Source organism: Corynebacterium sp. TUM25020 (assembly GCF_056388495.1).
Genome location: NZ_JBWJFG010000003.1, coordinates 23,353 through 37,797 on the forward strand (window position 1 = coordinate 23,353; position 14,445 = coordinate 37,797).

At 59.1% G+C, this 14,445-nt stretch carries 17 protein-coding genes; 7 read left to right on the forward strand and 10 right to left on the reverse strand.

Annotated elements, in window-relative coordinates; translation table 11 throughout:
- Positions 1-11: 11 nt before the first annotated feature.
- The 3 genes from AC05K6_RS04535 to AC05K6_RS04545 all read right to left on the reverse strand — a co-directional run bounded on the left by AC05K6_RS04535 (position 12) and on the right by AC05K6_RS04545 (position 2,200).
- Positions 12-947 (reverse strand): TIGR02569 family protein, encoded by a 936-nt coding sequence (locus AC05K6_RS04535; protein ID WP_476727900.1) that lies wholly within the window; start codon positions 945-947, stop codon positions 12-14.
- A gap of 8 nt (positions 948-955) precedes the next feature.
- Positions 956-1,813 carry a DUF3152 domain-containing protein gene (locus tag AC05K6_RS04540; protein ID WP_476727901.1) on the reverse strand — a complete coding sequence of 286 codons (858 nt, stop codon included), beginning with the start codon at positions 1,811-1,813 and terminating at the stop codon, positions 956-958.
- A 123-nt stretch (positions 1,814-1,936) separates the two neighbouring features.
- A complete protein-coding gene (locus AC05K6_RS04545) occupies positions 1,937-2,200 on the reverse strand; it encodes a DUF3107 domain-containing protein (RefSeq protein WP_293790804.1) in 264 nt (87 codons plus the stop codon).
- Between the two features lie 110 nt (positions 2,201-2,310).
- On the opposite strand from AC05K6_RS04545, the gene AC05K6_RS04550 reads away from it, so the two are divergent.
- From AC05K6_RS04550 to AC05K6_RS04565, 4 genes are all read left to right on the forward strand, one after another.
- Entirely contained in the window at positions 2,311-3,639 is a 1,329-nt protein-coding gene (locus AC05K6_RS04550; protein WP_476727902.1) for a DEAD/DEAH box helicase, read from the forward strand.
- On the forward strand, positions 3,636-4,943 hold the full coding sequence (locus AC05K6_RS04555) for an Rv3212 family protein (protein ID WP_476727903.1): 1,308 nt from the start codon (positions 3,636-3,638) through the stop codon (positions 4,941-4,943). Before AC05K6_RS04550 ends, AC05K6_RS04555 begins: the two co-directional genes overlap by 4 nt.
- Positions 4,944-5,308: 365 nt before the next feature.
- Entirely contained in the window at positions 5,309-5,575 is a 267-nt protein-coding gene (locus tag AC05K6_RS04560; protein ID WP_005293852.1) for a WhiB family transcriptional regulator, read from the forward strand.
- Between the two features lie 83 nt (positions 5,576-5,658).
- Positions 5,659-5,733, forward strand: coding sequence for a 50S ribosomal protein bL37 (locus AC05K6_RS04565; protein WP_011274008.1), 75 nt, complete (start codon positions 5,659-5,661; stop codon positions 5,731-5,733).
- Between the two features lie 97 nt (positions 5,734-5,830).
- Here the strand turns inward: AC05K6_RS04565 and AC05K6_RS04570 are convergent, their stop codons facing one another.
- The 4 genes from AC05K6_RS04570 to AC05K6_RS04585 all read right to left on the reverse strand — a co-directional run bounded on the left by AC05K6_RS04570 (position 5,831) and on the right by AC05K6_RS04585 (position 7,824).
- Positions 5,831-6,202 carry a PH domain-containing protein gene (locus tag AC05K6_RS04570; RefSeq protein WP_293790801.1) on the reverse strand — a complete coding sequence of 124 codons (372 nt, stop codon included), beginning with the start codon at positions 6,200-6,202 and terminating at the stop codon, positions 5,831-5,833.
- A gap of 72 nt (positions 6,203-6,274) precedes the next feature.
- Positions 6,275-6,538 carry a mycothiol system anti-sigma-R factor gene (rsrA, locus tag AC05K6_RS04575; protein WP_293790800.1) on the reverse strand — a complete coding sequence of 88 codons (264 nt, stop codon included), beginning with the start codon at positions 6,536-6,538 and terminating at the stop codon, positions 6,275-6,277.
- Positions 6,539-6,543: 5 nt separating this feature from the next.
- On the reverse strand, positions 6,544-7,158 hold the full coding sequence (locus tag AC05K6_RS04580; protein WP_293790799.1) for a sigma-70 family RNA polymerase sigma factor: 615 nt from the start codon (positions 7,156-7,158) through the stop codon (positions 6,544-6,546).
- 33 nt (positions 7,159-7,191) lie between these two features.
- A complete protein-coding gene (locus AC05K6_RS04585) occupies positions 7,192-7,824 on the reverse strand; it encodes an SOS response-associated peptidase (protein WP_293790798.1) in 633 nt (210 codons plus the stop codon).
- Positions 7,825-7,896: 72 nt separating this feature from the next.
- On the opposite strand from AC05K6_RS04585, the gene aroA reads away from it, so the two are divergent.
- Both aroA and rsgA read left to right on the forward strand, forming a co-directional pair.
- Complete coding sequence (gene aroA / locus AC05K6_RS04590; RefSeq protein ID WP_476727904.1) at positions 7,897-9,186, forward strand: 3-phosphoshikimate 1-carboxyvinyltransferase; 1,290 nt, start codon at positions 7,897-7,899, stop codon at positions 9,184-9,186.
- On the forward strand, positions 9,187-10,194 hold the full coding sequence (gene rsgA, locus AC05K6_RS04595) for a ribosome small subunit-dependent GTPase A (protein ID WP_476727905.1): 1,008 nt from the start codon (positions 9,187-9,189) through the stop codon (positions 10,192-10,194).
- A 7-nt stretch (positions 10,195-10,201) separates the two neighbouring features.
- Here rsgA and AC05K6_RS04600 read toward each other — a convergent pair whose 3' ends face one another.
- On the reverse strand, positions 10,202-10,708 hold the full coding sequence (locus AC05K6_RS04600; RefSeq protein WP_476727906.1) for a DUF6912 family protein: 507 nt from the start codon (positions 10,706-10,708) through the stop codon (positions 10,202-10,204).
- 3 nt (positions 10,709-10,711) lie between these two features.
- Positions 10,712-11,122, reverse strand: coding sequence for an HAD family hydrolase (locus AC05K6_RS04605; RefSeq protein WP_293790794.1), 411 nt, complete (start codon positions 11,120-11,122; stop codon positions 10,712-10,714).
- Positions 11,123-11,247: 125 nt separating this feature from the next.
- Between AC05K6_RS04605 and AC05K6_RS04610 the strand changes: the two genes are divergently transcribed.
- Positions 11,248-11,748, forward strand: coding sequence for an Rv3235 family protein (locus AC05K6_RS04610; protein WP_293790793.1), 501 nt, complete (start codon positions 11,248-11,250; stop codon positions 11,746-11,748).
- Between the two features lie 2 nt (positions 11,749-11,750).
- Here the strand turns inward: AC05K6_RS04610 and secA are convergent, their stop codons facing one another.
- Positions 11,751-14,354 (reverse strand): preprotein translocase subunit SecA, encoded by a 2,604-nt coding sequence (secA, locus tag AC05K6_RS04615; protein WP_476727907.1) that lies wholly within the window; start codon positions 14,352-14,354, stop codon positions 11,751-11,753.
- Positions 14,355-14,445 lie beyond the last annotated feature (91 nt).

Below are 14,445 nucleotides of genomic sequence, written 5' to 3' on the forward strand. Positions count from 1 at the left end.
TTTGTGTTCGATTATTGTTCGTCTCGGCGTTGTTCGTCTCGGCGTTGTTCGTCTCGGCGTTGTGCGACCCAGGCCGCCACTACATCCGCGACGCGCGCTAGCCCCGCCCACGAATCCGGCCTAGCGTTCGGCAGCATCGCGTGCAGGAAAAGTCGATACATCACTGCGCGCAGCACCAGCTGTTCAAAGTCAGGCAGGTGCGCCCACCGATCCAACAACGCATCCGGAGCATTCCCCCAGGCCATCGTGTCCACGATCAACAGCGCGACAGTCCAGGCAGCCGGGTGCCAGGCTGGGTATAGATCCGTCACGATGGGGTCAGCGGTGCCGTCGAAAATAGTGCAGCCGGCAATGTCCCCGTGCACCAATTGGTCTTCCTCGTTGATCGGCCCGCGCAGTTCCGCCAAGCTCGCGGCCTTCACCAACGCTTCAGCGACGTCTTCACGCGGCACAGTTTCGGGGGCCAGCACCGGCGTAATCCACTCTGCCGGATCCTCGGCAAAGGCTGCCTGGTCGGCCGCAGCGTAGAGGTCGTATTCATACCACTTCTTGCCAGCCACCGGGGGTGCCAGGAACGTCGGCTTCCGCTCGCCTCGCAGGGCTTCGTTGAGTCGCAGAGCGGCTGCAACCATCTCATCGAAGCGTGGCGACTGGTGGCCGGACATAAACGTCCGCGCACGCCATCCGGATACGCTAAACCGCCCGTCGGAAGAAAAGATGGGGCGCGACATTGACACGCCCGCGGGGCGCACCTTGGACATGATCTTCGCGATCCACGCTGCCCTAGCCGGTTCGTCCGCGCGGGAAATCACTGCCCTATCGCAGCGCCATCCTTGGCTCCATTCCTGCTCCAAAAGCACCGGATGTGCCGAGGGCACCTGGAAGCTGGCCAAAATATGCGCCGGTGGCGGGGATTGAAAGTCGCTGTGAGAATCGTCGTTGATCATGTTCTCGTTTACTTACTCTTCTTGTACCCGAAGGGGAATACCCACGGGTTGACCTTGCAGGTGTTTGAGTCGTGCCCGAAGGGCTCTTCCGGGTTGATCTTATAGATTTCGGCGTTATTCAAGCTGATCGTCTGTTGCATCATGATCGGCGCTAGTTTGCCATCACCAGTGCATGGCTCATGGGCGCTATGGCCTACTGCGTGGCCAACTTCGTGGTTGATCATGTACTGCCGATAAGCACCCAGGTCGCCTTCAAAGGGGATAGCTCCGCGCACCCAGCGTGCTTCGTTCAACACCACACGCCGTTCGCCTGAATAATTGCAGCTGGTCTCAATCCCATAGCTATTACCGCAGGTCTTGGCGGTAGTTTTGGTTGAGGTTAGCTGGATGCGCATATCCGGCTTTTCCCCCTTTGGCAGTTTGTCTTCATCTACGTGTTGGAAGGAGTACTGCGGATCGCCAACCCACGATTTCGGGTTGGAAAGGGTGGCGTCCACCATCGCGGCGAAGGCATCGTCGCCACCGTAGTCGGCTGATTTAACGGTGCTTTCTACCTCCACCACATAGGTGAACTTCTTCTTTCCCTTTCCGACTTTCTTGCCGGGCTTGCCGACGGTGCGGAACTCTCCGCTGCCCTTCTTCGCGTAGTTTCCGCCAGGGGGCAACTCGCCCAGCTCTAGGTCATCGTAGCTACCTTCCCCATCAATGGAGCTTTCGTCGTTCGTGGACTTAGCTGACTGTCCAGGGTTGCCTTTCGACGCCACGCCACCGCCCCCCTGCGCGCTATCGTGACTCCCCAAGCCGGTGAGTACGCTGTACATGATCAGGAGCGACACCAGCACAAATGCGGCAATGACCAGTAGCACACGGCGAAAGCTAAGGTTTTCGCCGCGTGTCTGCTGTCCCCCTTCCACCGATGTTGACTTCCGAGCCGGTGGAATTGGGTGGCGCTGAAAACTGCTGCCGCTACTCAAAACTCGTCGTCGCTCCTAGCTTACGAAGCCGACGGAGTTCTTAGCCTCTGCGCCTACCTCAACGTAGGCAACCTGCTCACGCACAAGCACGTAGCGAGTTCCCTTGGCGCCCTCGATGGTCAGGGTCTCGCTGCCACCGGAGGCCAGGAAATTCTGAATTTCCGTCACATACTCATCCTGCGACTTGCTCTGCTCGTTAGAAGTATCGACGGTGATCGCCAGCTCGCGGGCGTTGTGTACGAATCCGACCTTGATCTGCATAGGAAACCTTTCCTTCATATTCGTTTTATACTCACGTGCAGTATTGTGACCATCATAGCTATCGCAAACGCGACGCAAGATTCTGCAAGCGCATTTCCCAAAAGGTTTGGAAGGAAGGTGGGAGCCCCATGAATACCGGTTCCCGCCCCTCTTTTAACGCCCTCGGAGTAGCCGCGGAAATCACGGAAGCCCTGGCAGAGACCGGTATCACCCATGCCTTCGCAATCCAGGAATACACCCTCCCGATCGCCCTCAAAGGTTCGGACGTCATCGGACAGGCGCGCACGGGCATGGGTAAAACGTTAGGTTTCGGCATTCCTGTTCTCGATCGGGTTTTTGATGACGCCGCCGTCACCGCCCCCGACGGCACCCCACGCGCCTTGATCGTGGTGCCTACCCGAGAGTTGTGTTTGCAAGTCACCGACGATCTCACTGCAGCTGCCAAGAATCTACGGGTGCCGGTGGGGGCCGAAGGGGCATCACCAGGGAAGAGCAAGACCCGTGCTCTGCAGGTACAGGCGGTGTATGGCGGCGTGGGCTTCGAGAAGCAAACCGCCGCGCTGACCCGTGGAGCGGACGTCATTGTGGGCACGCCGGGCAGATTGTTGGATCTTTCCCGGCAAGGGCACTTGCAACTGGAGACAGTTGAAATCGTGGTGTTGGACGAGGCCGACGAAATGCTGGATCAGGGGTTCCTGGATGATGTGCGCGACATCATCACGCAGACCAGTCCGAAGCGGCAGACGATGCTGTTTTCTGCCACCATGCCGGGGCCGATTGCTGCACTGACCAGGACGCTAATGCACCACCCCATACTCATTCAGGCTGATAGCGCGGCGACGGAGGCCACCCACGAAACGACGAAGCAGGTAGTTTTTCAGTCCCACAAACTGGATCGACTCTCCGCACTAGCTAGAATCCTGCAGTCACCGGGACGGGGGCGCAGCATCATTTTCGCACGTACGAAGCGGCAGGCCGCGAATGTGGCGCAAGAGCTGGCCGAGCTGGGCTTTCGCGTGGGCGCGGTGCACGGTGACATGCGACAAAAAGACCGGGAAGAATCACTAAGCGAGTTCCGCCGCAACGAAACCGACGTTATGGTCGCTACCGACGTCGCCGCACGCGGCATCGACATCGAGGATGTCACGCACGTCATCAATTATCAGGTGCCCGACGACGAACGCACATACGTACACCGCATTGGCCGCACTGGTCGAGCCGGCAATACGGGCACTGCCGTCAGCCTCATCGGCTGGGATGAAGTCACACGGTGGAACGCGATCAACGAAGCGCTGGGGCTGGGTTTGTCGGATCCACCCCAGTGGTTCTCGTCAAGTAAAGAGTTTCTGGCAGAGTTTGGCCTGCCAGAGAGCATCAGCGACCGGATTGGGCCGGCACGTGGAGTGAAAGGTGCGGCATTGAAGGTAAAGAAGTCCAGTAGGAGGCCTCGTCGATGAGCCGTCGTCTACCTTCCCCGGAACGCGCGCGCCGCAGCGATCACGTCATTGCCGCAGCGCTTGCCTGCAGCGTTTTAGCTCTCGGTGGCGTCACGTGGCTGGGATCCGATGCGCGCAAGGTGGATCACCAAGTTGCCAGCGATCCAATCACCGCTGACGATCGAACACTCGACGCCGGCAAGGATGCCAAAACTCCAAAGGCTCCTCAGCGGCTGAAGGATTTATGGTCCGCAGAAACCGATTCCACCGACCTCGTGGTGGATCAGGGCGGCGTGGTACTGACCGACGGCAACAATGCAAAGATGGTGCGCGGGCAGGACGGCTCGGAGGTGTGGCACTACAGCGCACCAGAGGACCTGTGTGGGGTGGCGGCGAACTGGCAGAAGACGAGCCTGTTCTTGCAAGGGCCGAAGGGCTGTGGGCAGGTTGTGTCCCTAGACAGCAGCACCGGAAAATACCGGCACACCCGCGACATGCTGGCCGCCAATAATGTGAGGTTTTTCCAGAGCCGCGATGCAATCGGGATGTTGGCTCCCGCTCGCACAGAGCTCCTACGTACCGATCTCGTGCGACTCGTGGAGGTCGGTGAGAAGCTGACCGAAGTAAAGCCTGGCAGGCAGAAATACGTAGAGTGCAGTTTTACCTCCGCGCTGACCCGCAAGGAACTCTTGGCTACCGCACAGACCTGCCCGGACGATGAGAAGAAGCTGATTCGGCTGTTGAAGACAAAGCCGGAGGACTCGGACGCGCCGGAGAAATATCACGAGTACGAGGTTCCAGCAGGCAGTGAGCTAGTGGCCATTGGCATAGATCGAGCGGCGATTTACGTACCGGGTAATGGCAAGCGTGCGAAAGACGGAAAAGACAACGAGGGTTCGCGCTTCCAGGTGCTCGACAAGGAAGGTAACTTTCAGCAGTACCCGGCAGACCCTGCTCCCCTGCTGAATCCGCAGCAACGCAACGGAGAACTCTTCAGCCCCCAGACGGCAGACTCGGCGCACTTGATGAGCTGGTTCGACGGCGCACGGGTGGTTACCTTCGGACCGTCGACACTGGAACCAAAGTTCACGGTTGAGGGGGCCATAGGTCCTGCGGTTCCTCTCGGTGGGCGGCTGTTAGTGCCGACGTACAAGGGAATTGACGTGGTCGATTGGGATAATGGCAAGGTTTTGCGGACGATCCCTGTAGACCGTAAGGGCTACGAGGGCATGGTGACGCTGAAGCAGACGGGCGATGTGTTGGTTGAAAAGCGTGGCGAGACTGTGGTGGCACTAGGCTCCGCCGAAGATGGCGCAACCGAATAATCGCTTCACTTCCGCTACAGCAAATCGTTTTCTTGTGATGTTTCTCACATTTTGAATCTAAACTCTAGCCAAGCTGTCAAAAACGTGCCAAAATTCTCCAAGTAACCGAGAAAAGACCAAGAGGTTAACAGTAAGCCAACAAGGTCTTAATCGTCTGGCGAGAAGCCGCCGCGGCCACTTCACACACGGGCCTGCACGCCACTTCGCCACAAACACTTTTGCCTGAATTCGCCTAGAGATTCTCTAGGTTAATTCGTCGAGCCCAACTTCGATCTCCGGCTTAAGTGCACCCACCCACAACGCAAGCAACCAAGACGACGCACCCGGGCATTTGTTGCCCGAAAAAATAGAAGGGAAACACAACAATGGATTGGCGCCACAAAGCCGTTTGCCGTGAAGAAGACCCCGAACTGTTCTTCCCTGTAGGAAACTCCGGCCCTGCCCTGGCACAGATCGCCAAGGCCAAGCTGGTCTGCAACCGCTGCCCCGTCGCTTCCCAGTGCCTGAACTGGGCCATCGAGTCCGGACAGGATGCCGGTGTATGGGGCGGCATGGCCGAGGATGAGCGTCGCGCCCTGAAGCGCCGCACCAACCGTGGACGCACCCGCACCCGCAAGCGCATCACCGTTTAAGACCGACATTTTGCCCAGCTTCGCACCCCCGCTAAGCTGAACTGGTTGGAAACAATCCCCTGTAAACACCAAGGAGCTGCACAATGAGCAAGCGTGGCCGCAAGCGCAAGGATCGTCGCAAGAAGAAGGCTAACCACGGTAAGCGTCCAAACAGCTAAGCCGTAATCAAAGGCCGGTGGGTACCGTATTACACGGTTTGCCCACCGGCCTTTTGCTTTTCCTACTCCTCGACCAACGCTACTGCGCTACCAAAAGCTATAGTGCTCCAAGAACGCTGTGCGCAATCAACGAGTCTAAACGGCGAACATCCAGATCCCGCCCGATCTTCACCTTGATCTTCCCGGCGCGCGTCCATAGTTCAATCTCAGCATTGAAGTCCAGCGTTCCAGCATTCTCGGTGGACCACATATTAATTGACGAATAGGGCAAAGAGTAGACCTCAACCTTCTTACCGCGCAGCCCCTGTGCGTCACGCATGATCAAACGCTTGGTCGTAAAAACCGCGCTATCCCTAAAAGTCTTGAACGCCACAACCGCCTGTTCGCCGGGCACTAGTAGTGCCATTACGTCCTGTGGGATCGCGACTTCTTCGATAAATGTCCATTCCGCGATCTGAGCAGCTTCCATCTTTCTCTCCTTCTACTTTTAACTTGGATTGTCTTCCAAAAACTAACCGGTAGAAAGCAACGATACTTGGATCTACTCCTCCACGCGGTAGCTAATCACCCGCAGCTGCGTACAAATCCGCGCGCGCAACTCCACCGGTGCCGGCTGGCTACAACAACTGCGCAGCAGATCACGAACCTGTTGCTCAATACCCAGCTGCCGCAGGCATTCCGGGCACGCATCCGCATGAGCACGCAACCGCTCACGGCTCTCCCAGTCGGCGTCACCATCGGCAACCTCATAGAGCGCATCCAGCAGGTCGTCGCAATCGGTCTTTCGCGAATTCTCTCCGAACATATGCCCTATCCCTTCGCTTCCGTGAGTTTCTTCTGAGCCTCGCCAGTCACAATCCCGTGCTCTGCCGCCACGTCTTTAAGCTTGCTGCGCAGCTGCTTGCGCCCGCGGTGCAACCTGGACATCACGGTTCCTATCGGAGTATCCATGATCTCCGCGATTTCCTTATAGGCCAGGCCTTCCACGTCCGCGTAATACACGACCATGCGGTAGTCGTCGCCCAAGCTCATCAACGCATCCTGAATGCGCTTGTCCGGAATGTTCTTCAGCGCCTCAACCTCAGCAGATTCCAATCCCACGGAGTCGTGCTTTGCCGTCTCCGCCAGCTGCCAATCGGTCATATCCTCGGCGCTGGATTCCGTAGGTCTGCGCTGTGCCTTGCGGTAGTTGTTGATGTACGTATTCGTCAGGATTCGATACATCCACGCTTTCAGGTTGGTGCCTTCCTTAAAGGAGCCAAAAGCCTGATAGGCCTTCATATACGCGTCCTGCACGAGGTCCTGCGCATCAGCTGGGTTACGTGTCATCCGCAATGCCGCTCCATAAAGCTGATCCAGCAGAGGCAATGCTTCGGCCTCGAACCTGTGCAGCAGCTCATCAGCGCTGTCGTTGCTGCGTTTCATTCGCTCACCTCTCACCTTTCTTCCAACGCAATTCTATCCCTCACTCATTCCCACCAGTTCCGGATAGTTATTGGCCACGGAACCGACCTTCCTATCGGCCTTGCGGCTGTCGACAACTGTTTCTCTATTTGGTGACGCCACTGTGTCCGTCTCCTCGCCTTTCAACCACGCACCGAGTTCATCGCCGACCAGGATCCGGGGCATGCGACTGTGTAGCCACTCGAGTTCCGGTAGAGCTGCGACGGTAATAATCGTGCCGTACAGCTGCCCCTCCACTGCCTTGCATAGCCCTGCCGCATACATCGGATGATTGTCTGCAGCAGTACTGAACCAGGGCTGCTTCTTGCCATCTGCTTCGACCGTCCACTCGTACCAACCGTCCATGGGGAACGCACAGGGCACCGATCCTGCAAACAATGGCTTGGAGAATGCCGTTTCTCCCCTGGCATTAAACACCGTCTTAGGAGGATATCCCCACCGCGCGGGTCCGATTGCAGTCTCGTTTCTAAACTCCCGCACAATCGGCACCTCGGTCGTTGGGGCCACGTTAAAGTTGGCCGGCCAGTCTCCCTCCCCAGCGCGCAGGATGCGGGATGCACCCAGCCGACTGCGCAGATTATCCGCAAGCTGTTCGAGGGAACTAAAAAGAACGTATCGGCCACACATACCTGCCCATTATGCCTACCCCGCACTTCTTTTCCTGGGAAAAAGTGAGACAATACGAATATGTCTGCTGGTATGTCTAAAGAACTCTGGCCCGCCCCCGTCGCCACCGAGCCGGTACAGGCCACCGTGGCCATCCCGGGGTCGAAGTCGATCACAAATCGCGCGCTCATCCTCGCCGCGCTGGCGGATGAGCCATCCACCATCACCGGTGGGCTCATCAGCCGGGACACGGAGCTGATGATGGCAGCACTGCGATCCATGGGCACCCAGATCTTGGTAAAGAACGACCAGATGCACGTCACACCTGCCGAGGAGCTCCACGGCGGACAGGTGGACTGCGGCCTGGCTGGCACTGTCATGCGTTTCGTCCCCCCAATCGCCGCTCTGGCCACTGGCACAGTCGCCTTCGACGGAGACGTGGAAGCCCGCCGCCGCCCGATGTCCACCACTCTCAGTTCCCTGCGCGCCCTCGGCGCCACGGTGAATACCAGCACAGAGTGCAATCCGGAGGGACTTCCCTTCTTCGTCGAGGGCACCGGTGAGGTCAAGGGCGGAGAGATCACGATCGATGCCTCGCAGTCCTCCCAATTTGTCAGTGGCTTACTGCTGGCCGGCGCGCGTTTCACCGAGGGCGTTACCGTTATCCACGAGGGCAATTCCCTGCCTAGCCAGCCGCACGTAGAAATGACGGTCCAGATGCTGCGTGAGTCGGGCGTGACCGTGGAGACGTCCTTCAACCGCTGGACGGTACATCCGGGTCCGATTCAGGGGCGCCGTTGGACGGTAGAACCCGACCTATCAAACGCCACCCCTTTTATGGCCGCCGGCGTGCTGACCGGGGGCACTGTTCGCATCCAGAATTGGCCCGCAACCACTAATCAACCGGGTGACCAATTCCGCCAGATTCTGTTGGACATGGGCGCGGAAGCAGAATTGGATGTCCACAATGACGAGCTTGTAGTCACTGGTACTGGCCGCATCAACGGCATCACCTGGGACATGCACGATATCGGCGAGCTCACCCCCACCGTCGCAGCCCTCGCTGCGCTCGCGGAAACCCGCAGCCACCTTTATGGCATCGCACACCTACGCGGCCACGAAACGGACCGGCTACAGGCACTGGCGGACAATATCAATGCCCTGGGCGGAAATGTGGAGCAGACCGCCGATGGTCTCATCATCCATCCGGCAGCTTTGGAAGGAGGCCGGTGGGAATCTTATGCCGACCACCGGATGGCCACCGCGGGAGCTATTCTCGGTCTGCGCGTCGAGGGCATCGAAGTTTCGGATGTAGACACAACCGCCAAGACCCTTCCCGGATTCCGTCGCCGCTGGGCGCAGCTTCTGGGGCAGGAACGCTAAATGGCGCGGAGTCACAGCAGCGCCCGCCACTGGGATGAGTCCGATGTACGTGTCCGCCCAGGCAAAGGCTCCCGCCCGCGCACCAAGGATCGCCCCAGCCACAAAAACGCGAAGCGTGGCATGGTCGTCTCCAAAGACCGTGGCCGCTGGGGCGTGGTGTTAGACGAGGACGGCACCCTAGTCACGTGCATGCGGGCCCGCGAGATGGGACGCACCAATGTCGTGGTCGGCGACCACGTTGGGGTGGTCGGCGACACTTCTGGCAAAAAGGACACACTGGCGCGCATCGTGCGTCTTGAAGACCGCACGTCCGTCCTGCGTCGAACGGCAGACGATACGGATTCCTATGAGCGCATCGTCGTCGCCAATGCGGATTATCTCCTTATCGTCAGCGCCGTCGCCGACCCACCTCCGCGTACTGGCTTTGTGGAGCGGGCACTTATCGCCGCCTTTGTCGGCGGGCTGACTCCGTTGGTGTGCCTCACCAAGTCCGACCTCGCCGATCCCAGCGCCTTCGCTGCCGAGTTCCGCGACCTTGACGTCGAGGTGCTCACCACCGGTGTAGACGACTCTCTGGATGCGCTCACAAAGCACATCACAGGCAACGTCAGCGCCCTTGTCGGCCACTCAGGCGTTGGAAAATCCACCCTGGTCAACCGCCTTATTCCCGACGCAGAACGCGCCACCGGCGAGGTCAGTGGCGTGGGCAAGGGGCGCCATACTTCCACCCAATCGGTCGCCCTCAAGCTCCCGCAGGGCGGTTGGATCATTGATACTCCCGGTATCCGCAGCCTTGGTTTGGCACATGTAGATCCGGACACCGTCGTAGAAGTCTTCGAGGATCTACGCGAGGTGATCGATGACTGCCCCCGCGGCTGCACTCATATGGGCCCACCTGCGGACCCAGAGTGCGCACTGGATTCTCTTACCGGCCCATCCGCTCGGCGCGTCACCGCAATCCGGCGCCTGCTAGAGGCGTTGCGCAGTAATAACGAGTGGGAGATGTAGCCGCAAGCTACATCAGGTCCACCAAGAACGGCAGCTCTTTGCCGTCGTACCAGCTCATCAGGTTGTCTTCACAATCCCCCAACGCGAACTCTGCGTCCTCATCCCCGAGGTCAGCCGCGTCGATGCACTCAATTGCCTTGGCTGTGGCAGCTTCCGCGTCGGCGTCATCAACATGGATCGCCAGCAACTGCTTTACCTGAACGACAGCTGGATCCAGCCGCACCACTGACTCGCCATCTTCTGGCACCAGCGTCACCGCCGAGTCGTCGAATTCTGCACTGATCACCACGCGGCGGTGTGGGAAGCGTTCCTCCCCACCTGCGCTCAACAGGCGCAGAGAAGCACGGGCGGCGTCGAGGAACGCAGTGTATGCAAGTTCCTCTTCGTCACCGCCGGTGTAGAACTCCCGCACCGCGGGGGTCAGGGCAAAGCCCACCCCAGAGCGCACAGGGTGCTCGCCCTGTTCCGCGAGGGTGCCCAGCATGTCAAAAGTCGCGGGAATGTACACCAACATGGTTTAGAACTCCCCCTCGAGCTCGAATACACCCGTGATCTCCACGACCGCACGGTCGAACTGCTGGTAGTAAATACCGATCAGGCCGGCACCGACGGCACCGCGGATGTTCAGAATATTGTCATCCACCAGCACCAGATCCTCCTTCGGCAGTTCCAGACGCTCAGCGGTAATGCGGAAAATCTCCTCGGAAGGCTTCTCCGCCCCCACTTCACCGGACAGGATCACGGCATCCACGTAGCCGCCCTCTAGCCAAGTTCGAATCGGCGCGGCTCCAGCCCCACCTGGATCATTGGACAAGATCGCCGTAGCGATGCCCTCCGCCCGCGCCGCTGCGAGTAGCTTCCTCCACCGGCGACGATCTTCCTCGGCGCCGTCCAATACTCCGCAATAATCAACTACTAGTCCACGCATGCCCTACATTCTGCCATCTTTTCTGCTCCCGCCGCCCCTCAGGGGCGCACACTTCGCTATAGTTATGGCCGTATGGCGCCTTCGGGGGAACGCGCCAGCGGTACATTTTCTAGGGGGAATTCTTCGTGACCACATCTGCTTCTACACGTCCACTGTCAAAGTTCGTATTTCTACGCCCGCCCACCCCGGCTATTGCTGTACAGCCAACAACGGCCGAAGCTACCGATTCTTTTCTTGACGCCCACACGCCTCCACCCCAACGCATTGCGCAGATCGTCAAGTTGTGGCTGGAGGCATTGGAAGGCCGCCGCCCCATCGAGCATCTGCGTCGCGCGCCCTTTAGCGAGCGAGTGCTAGAGCAATTGCGTGTCCGCCGAACCGTGCGACCGACCCCGACAATCGGGCGCGCGGAACAGGGGGCGTCGATAATAAGCCTGCACATACAACCGAGCGCAGGCGACTGCGTGCGCTTTTGTGCGTCGGTACAGATGGGTGACAGGGTGCGAGCGCTGGCGGGTGCCATGTCGCAACACACGCAAAAGCGCCGCGCGGGGCTACATCAACTGCGTAGCTCCGCACGGCGCGGGAAGAAAGTCTGGGCTATCGATAGCCTCAGCCTGATCTGAAACTAGCCGCCCATGGTGGTCTGGGTGGCGCGATCCACGGCCACGCCCTCGTTACCCGCTGCCGGATCCTCGACATGCACGGTGTTGGCCTGCTTCAGCTGGTTGCGAACTAGGAACATTTGGCGAACGGTTTCTTCCTTAATGCCGTCCTTCATACGGTTAAACATGTCGCCACCCTCGCGCTGGTATTCCACCAGAGGATCGCGCTGTGCCATCGCGCGCAGGCCAATGCCCTCCTTGAGGTAATCCATCTCGTAGAGGTGCTCGCGCCACTTCTGATCCACGACGTTCAGCAAGGCTGCGCGCTCCATGCCACGCATCTGCTCTTCGCCGGCGATTTCGGTGACATTCTCTTCCAGCTCGTCGTACTCGTGGTTTGCATCCTCGAGTAGGGCGTCCAACAGCTGGGAAGAGCTCAGCTCGCCCGAGCGACCGTACTCGTCTCCCTCGACGAGGGACTCGTGGGTGAAGGTCGGGCCGTAGAGGGAATCCAGGGCGTTCCACAGGGTATCCAGGTCCCAGTCTTCGACATAGCCCTCAGCGGTTGCACCATCCACGTATGCCTCGACGGTGTCCTTCAGCATGCTGCGGATCTGGGATTCCACATCCTCGCCCTCGAGGATCTGGCGGCGCTCACTGTAGATCACCTTGCGCTGCTCGTTCATGACTTCGTCATACTTCAGCACGTTCTTGCGCATCTCGAAGTTAGCGGACTCCACCTGCGACTGTGCGCCCTTGATGGCGTTGGTGACCATCTTCGAGTCGATGGCCTCGTCATCCGGGATATTCAGGCGAGTCATCAGGGTTTCCATTGTCTGGCCAACGAAGCGCACCATCAGGTCGTCACGCATGGACAGGTAGAAACGGGTCTCGCCCGGGTCACCCTGACGCGCCGAACGACCGCGCAGCTGGTTATCGATACGGCGGGACTCGTGACGCTCCGTGCCCAGCACGTACAGGCCACCAACCTCGCGGACTTTCTCCGCTTCTTCCTTGGACTCGGCGCGTACCTTTTCAATCTCGTCGTCCCAGGCTTCCTCGTAGGCCTCCGGGTTTTCGACGGGATCCAGGCCACGCTCACGCAGGTTAATGTCGGCGAGGATATCCGGGTTACCACCCAGCACGATGTCAGTACCACGGCCAGCCATGTTCGTAGCCACAGTGACGGCGCCCAGACGGCCTGCCTGGGCAACGATCTCGGCCTCTTTCTCGTGGTACTTCGCATTGAGCACGTTGTGCTTGATTCCACGACGCTGCAGCAGCTTGGACAGGTACTCGGAACGCTCGACGGAGGTGGTACCCACCAGCACGGGCTGGCCGGCCTCCACGCGCTCGGCGATGTCCTCAGCCACGGCTTCGAACTTCGCTTCCTGAGTCTTGTAGATCAAGTCGACGTGGTCCTTGCGCTGATTTTCCTTGTTCGTCGGGATCGGAGCAACATCCAGCTTGTAGGTGGACTTCAGCTCGGCGGCCTCGGTCTCTGCCGTACCCGTCATACCCGCCAGCTTGTCGTACAGACGGAAGTAGTTCTGCAGCGTGACGGTGGCCAGTGTCTGGTTCTCGTTCTTGATCTCGACGTGTTCCTTCGCCTCAATCGCCTGGTGGATGCCCTCGTTGTAACGGCGTCCGTCCAGGATGCGGCCTGTGAACTCGTCGACGATGACGACCTCGCCGTTGCGGACGATGTAATCCTTATCGCGGGTGAACAGCTCCTTGGCCTTGATGGAGTTGTTCAGGTAGCTAACAAGCTGCGAGTGCTCAGGTGCGTAAAGGTTCTCGATGCCCAGCTGATCCTCGACGAACTCCACACCTTCTTCCTTGACGCCCACGGTCTTCTTCCGCTCGTCAATTTCGTAGTGGATGTCGCGGGTCAGCTTCGGGGCAATAGCTGCGAAGGCGGTGAACCACTTGCTGGAACCCTCTACGGGACCGGAGATGATCAGCGGGGTACGTGCCTCGTCGATAAGGATGGAGTCAACCTCATCGACAATCGCGTAGTTGTGGCCGCGCTGCACCAAGTCGTTCAGGGAGTGCGCCATGTTATCGCGCAGGTAGTCGAAACCGAACTCGTTGTTCGTGCCATAAGTGATGTCCGCGTTATAAGCCTCGCGGCGTTCAGCTGGGTTTTTGCCGCTGAGGATCACGTCAGTAGTTAGGCCCAGGAAGCGGTGCACGCGACCCATCCACTCCGAGTCACGCTTAGCCAGGTAGTCGTTAACGGTAACGACGTGGACGCCTTTACCGGACAGTGCGTTGAGATATGCGGGAAGAACACAAGTAAGGGTCTTACCCTCACCGGTCTTCATCTCGGAGACATAGCCAAAGTGCAGTCCGGCGCCGCCCATGATCTGCACCTTGTAGTGCTTCTGCCCCAGCACGCGCCAGGATGCCTCACGCGCGGTGGCAAAAGCTTCGAGCAGGATGTCATCCAAGCTCTCGCCGTCGTCTTGGACTCGCTTTTTGAACTCTTCGGTCTTGGCCTGCAGTTCCTCGTCGCTGAGCGCGGAGTATTCCTCTTCGAGGTCCATCACTTGGTCGGCGATCTTCGCGAGACGCTTGACCGCACGGCCTTCGCCCATTCGGAGAATTTTCGAAAGTCCTAGCACGCTGATGCTGTCCTTTTCTCGGTTTTAAAACTTGTTAGCTAACTTGTCGGCTTCGGACAATCCTACCCCCACCCCCAAGGTCACGGGCAAC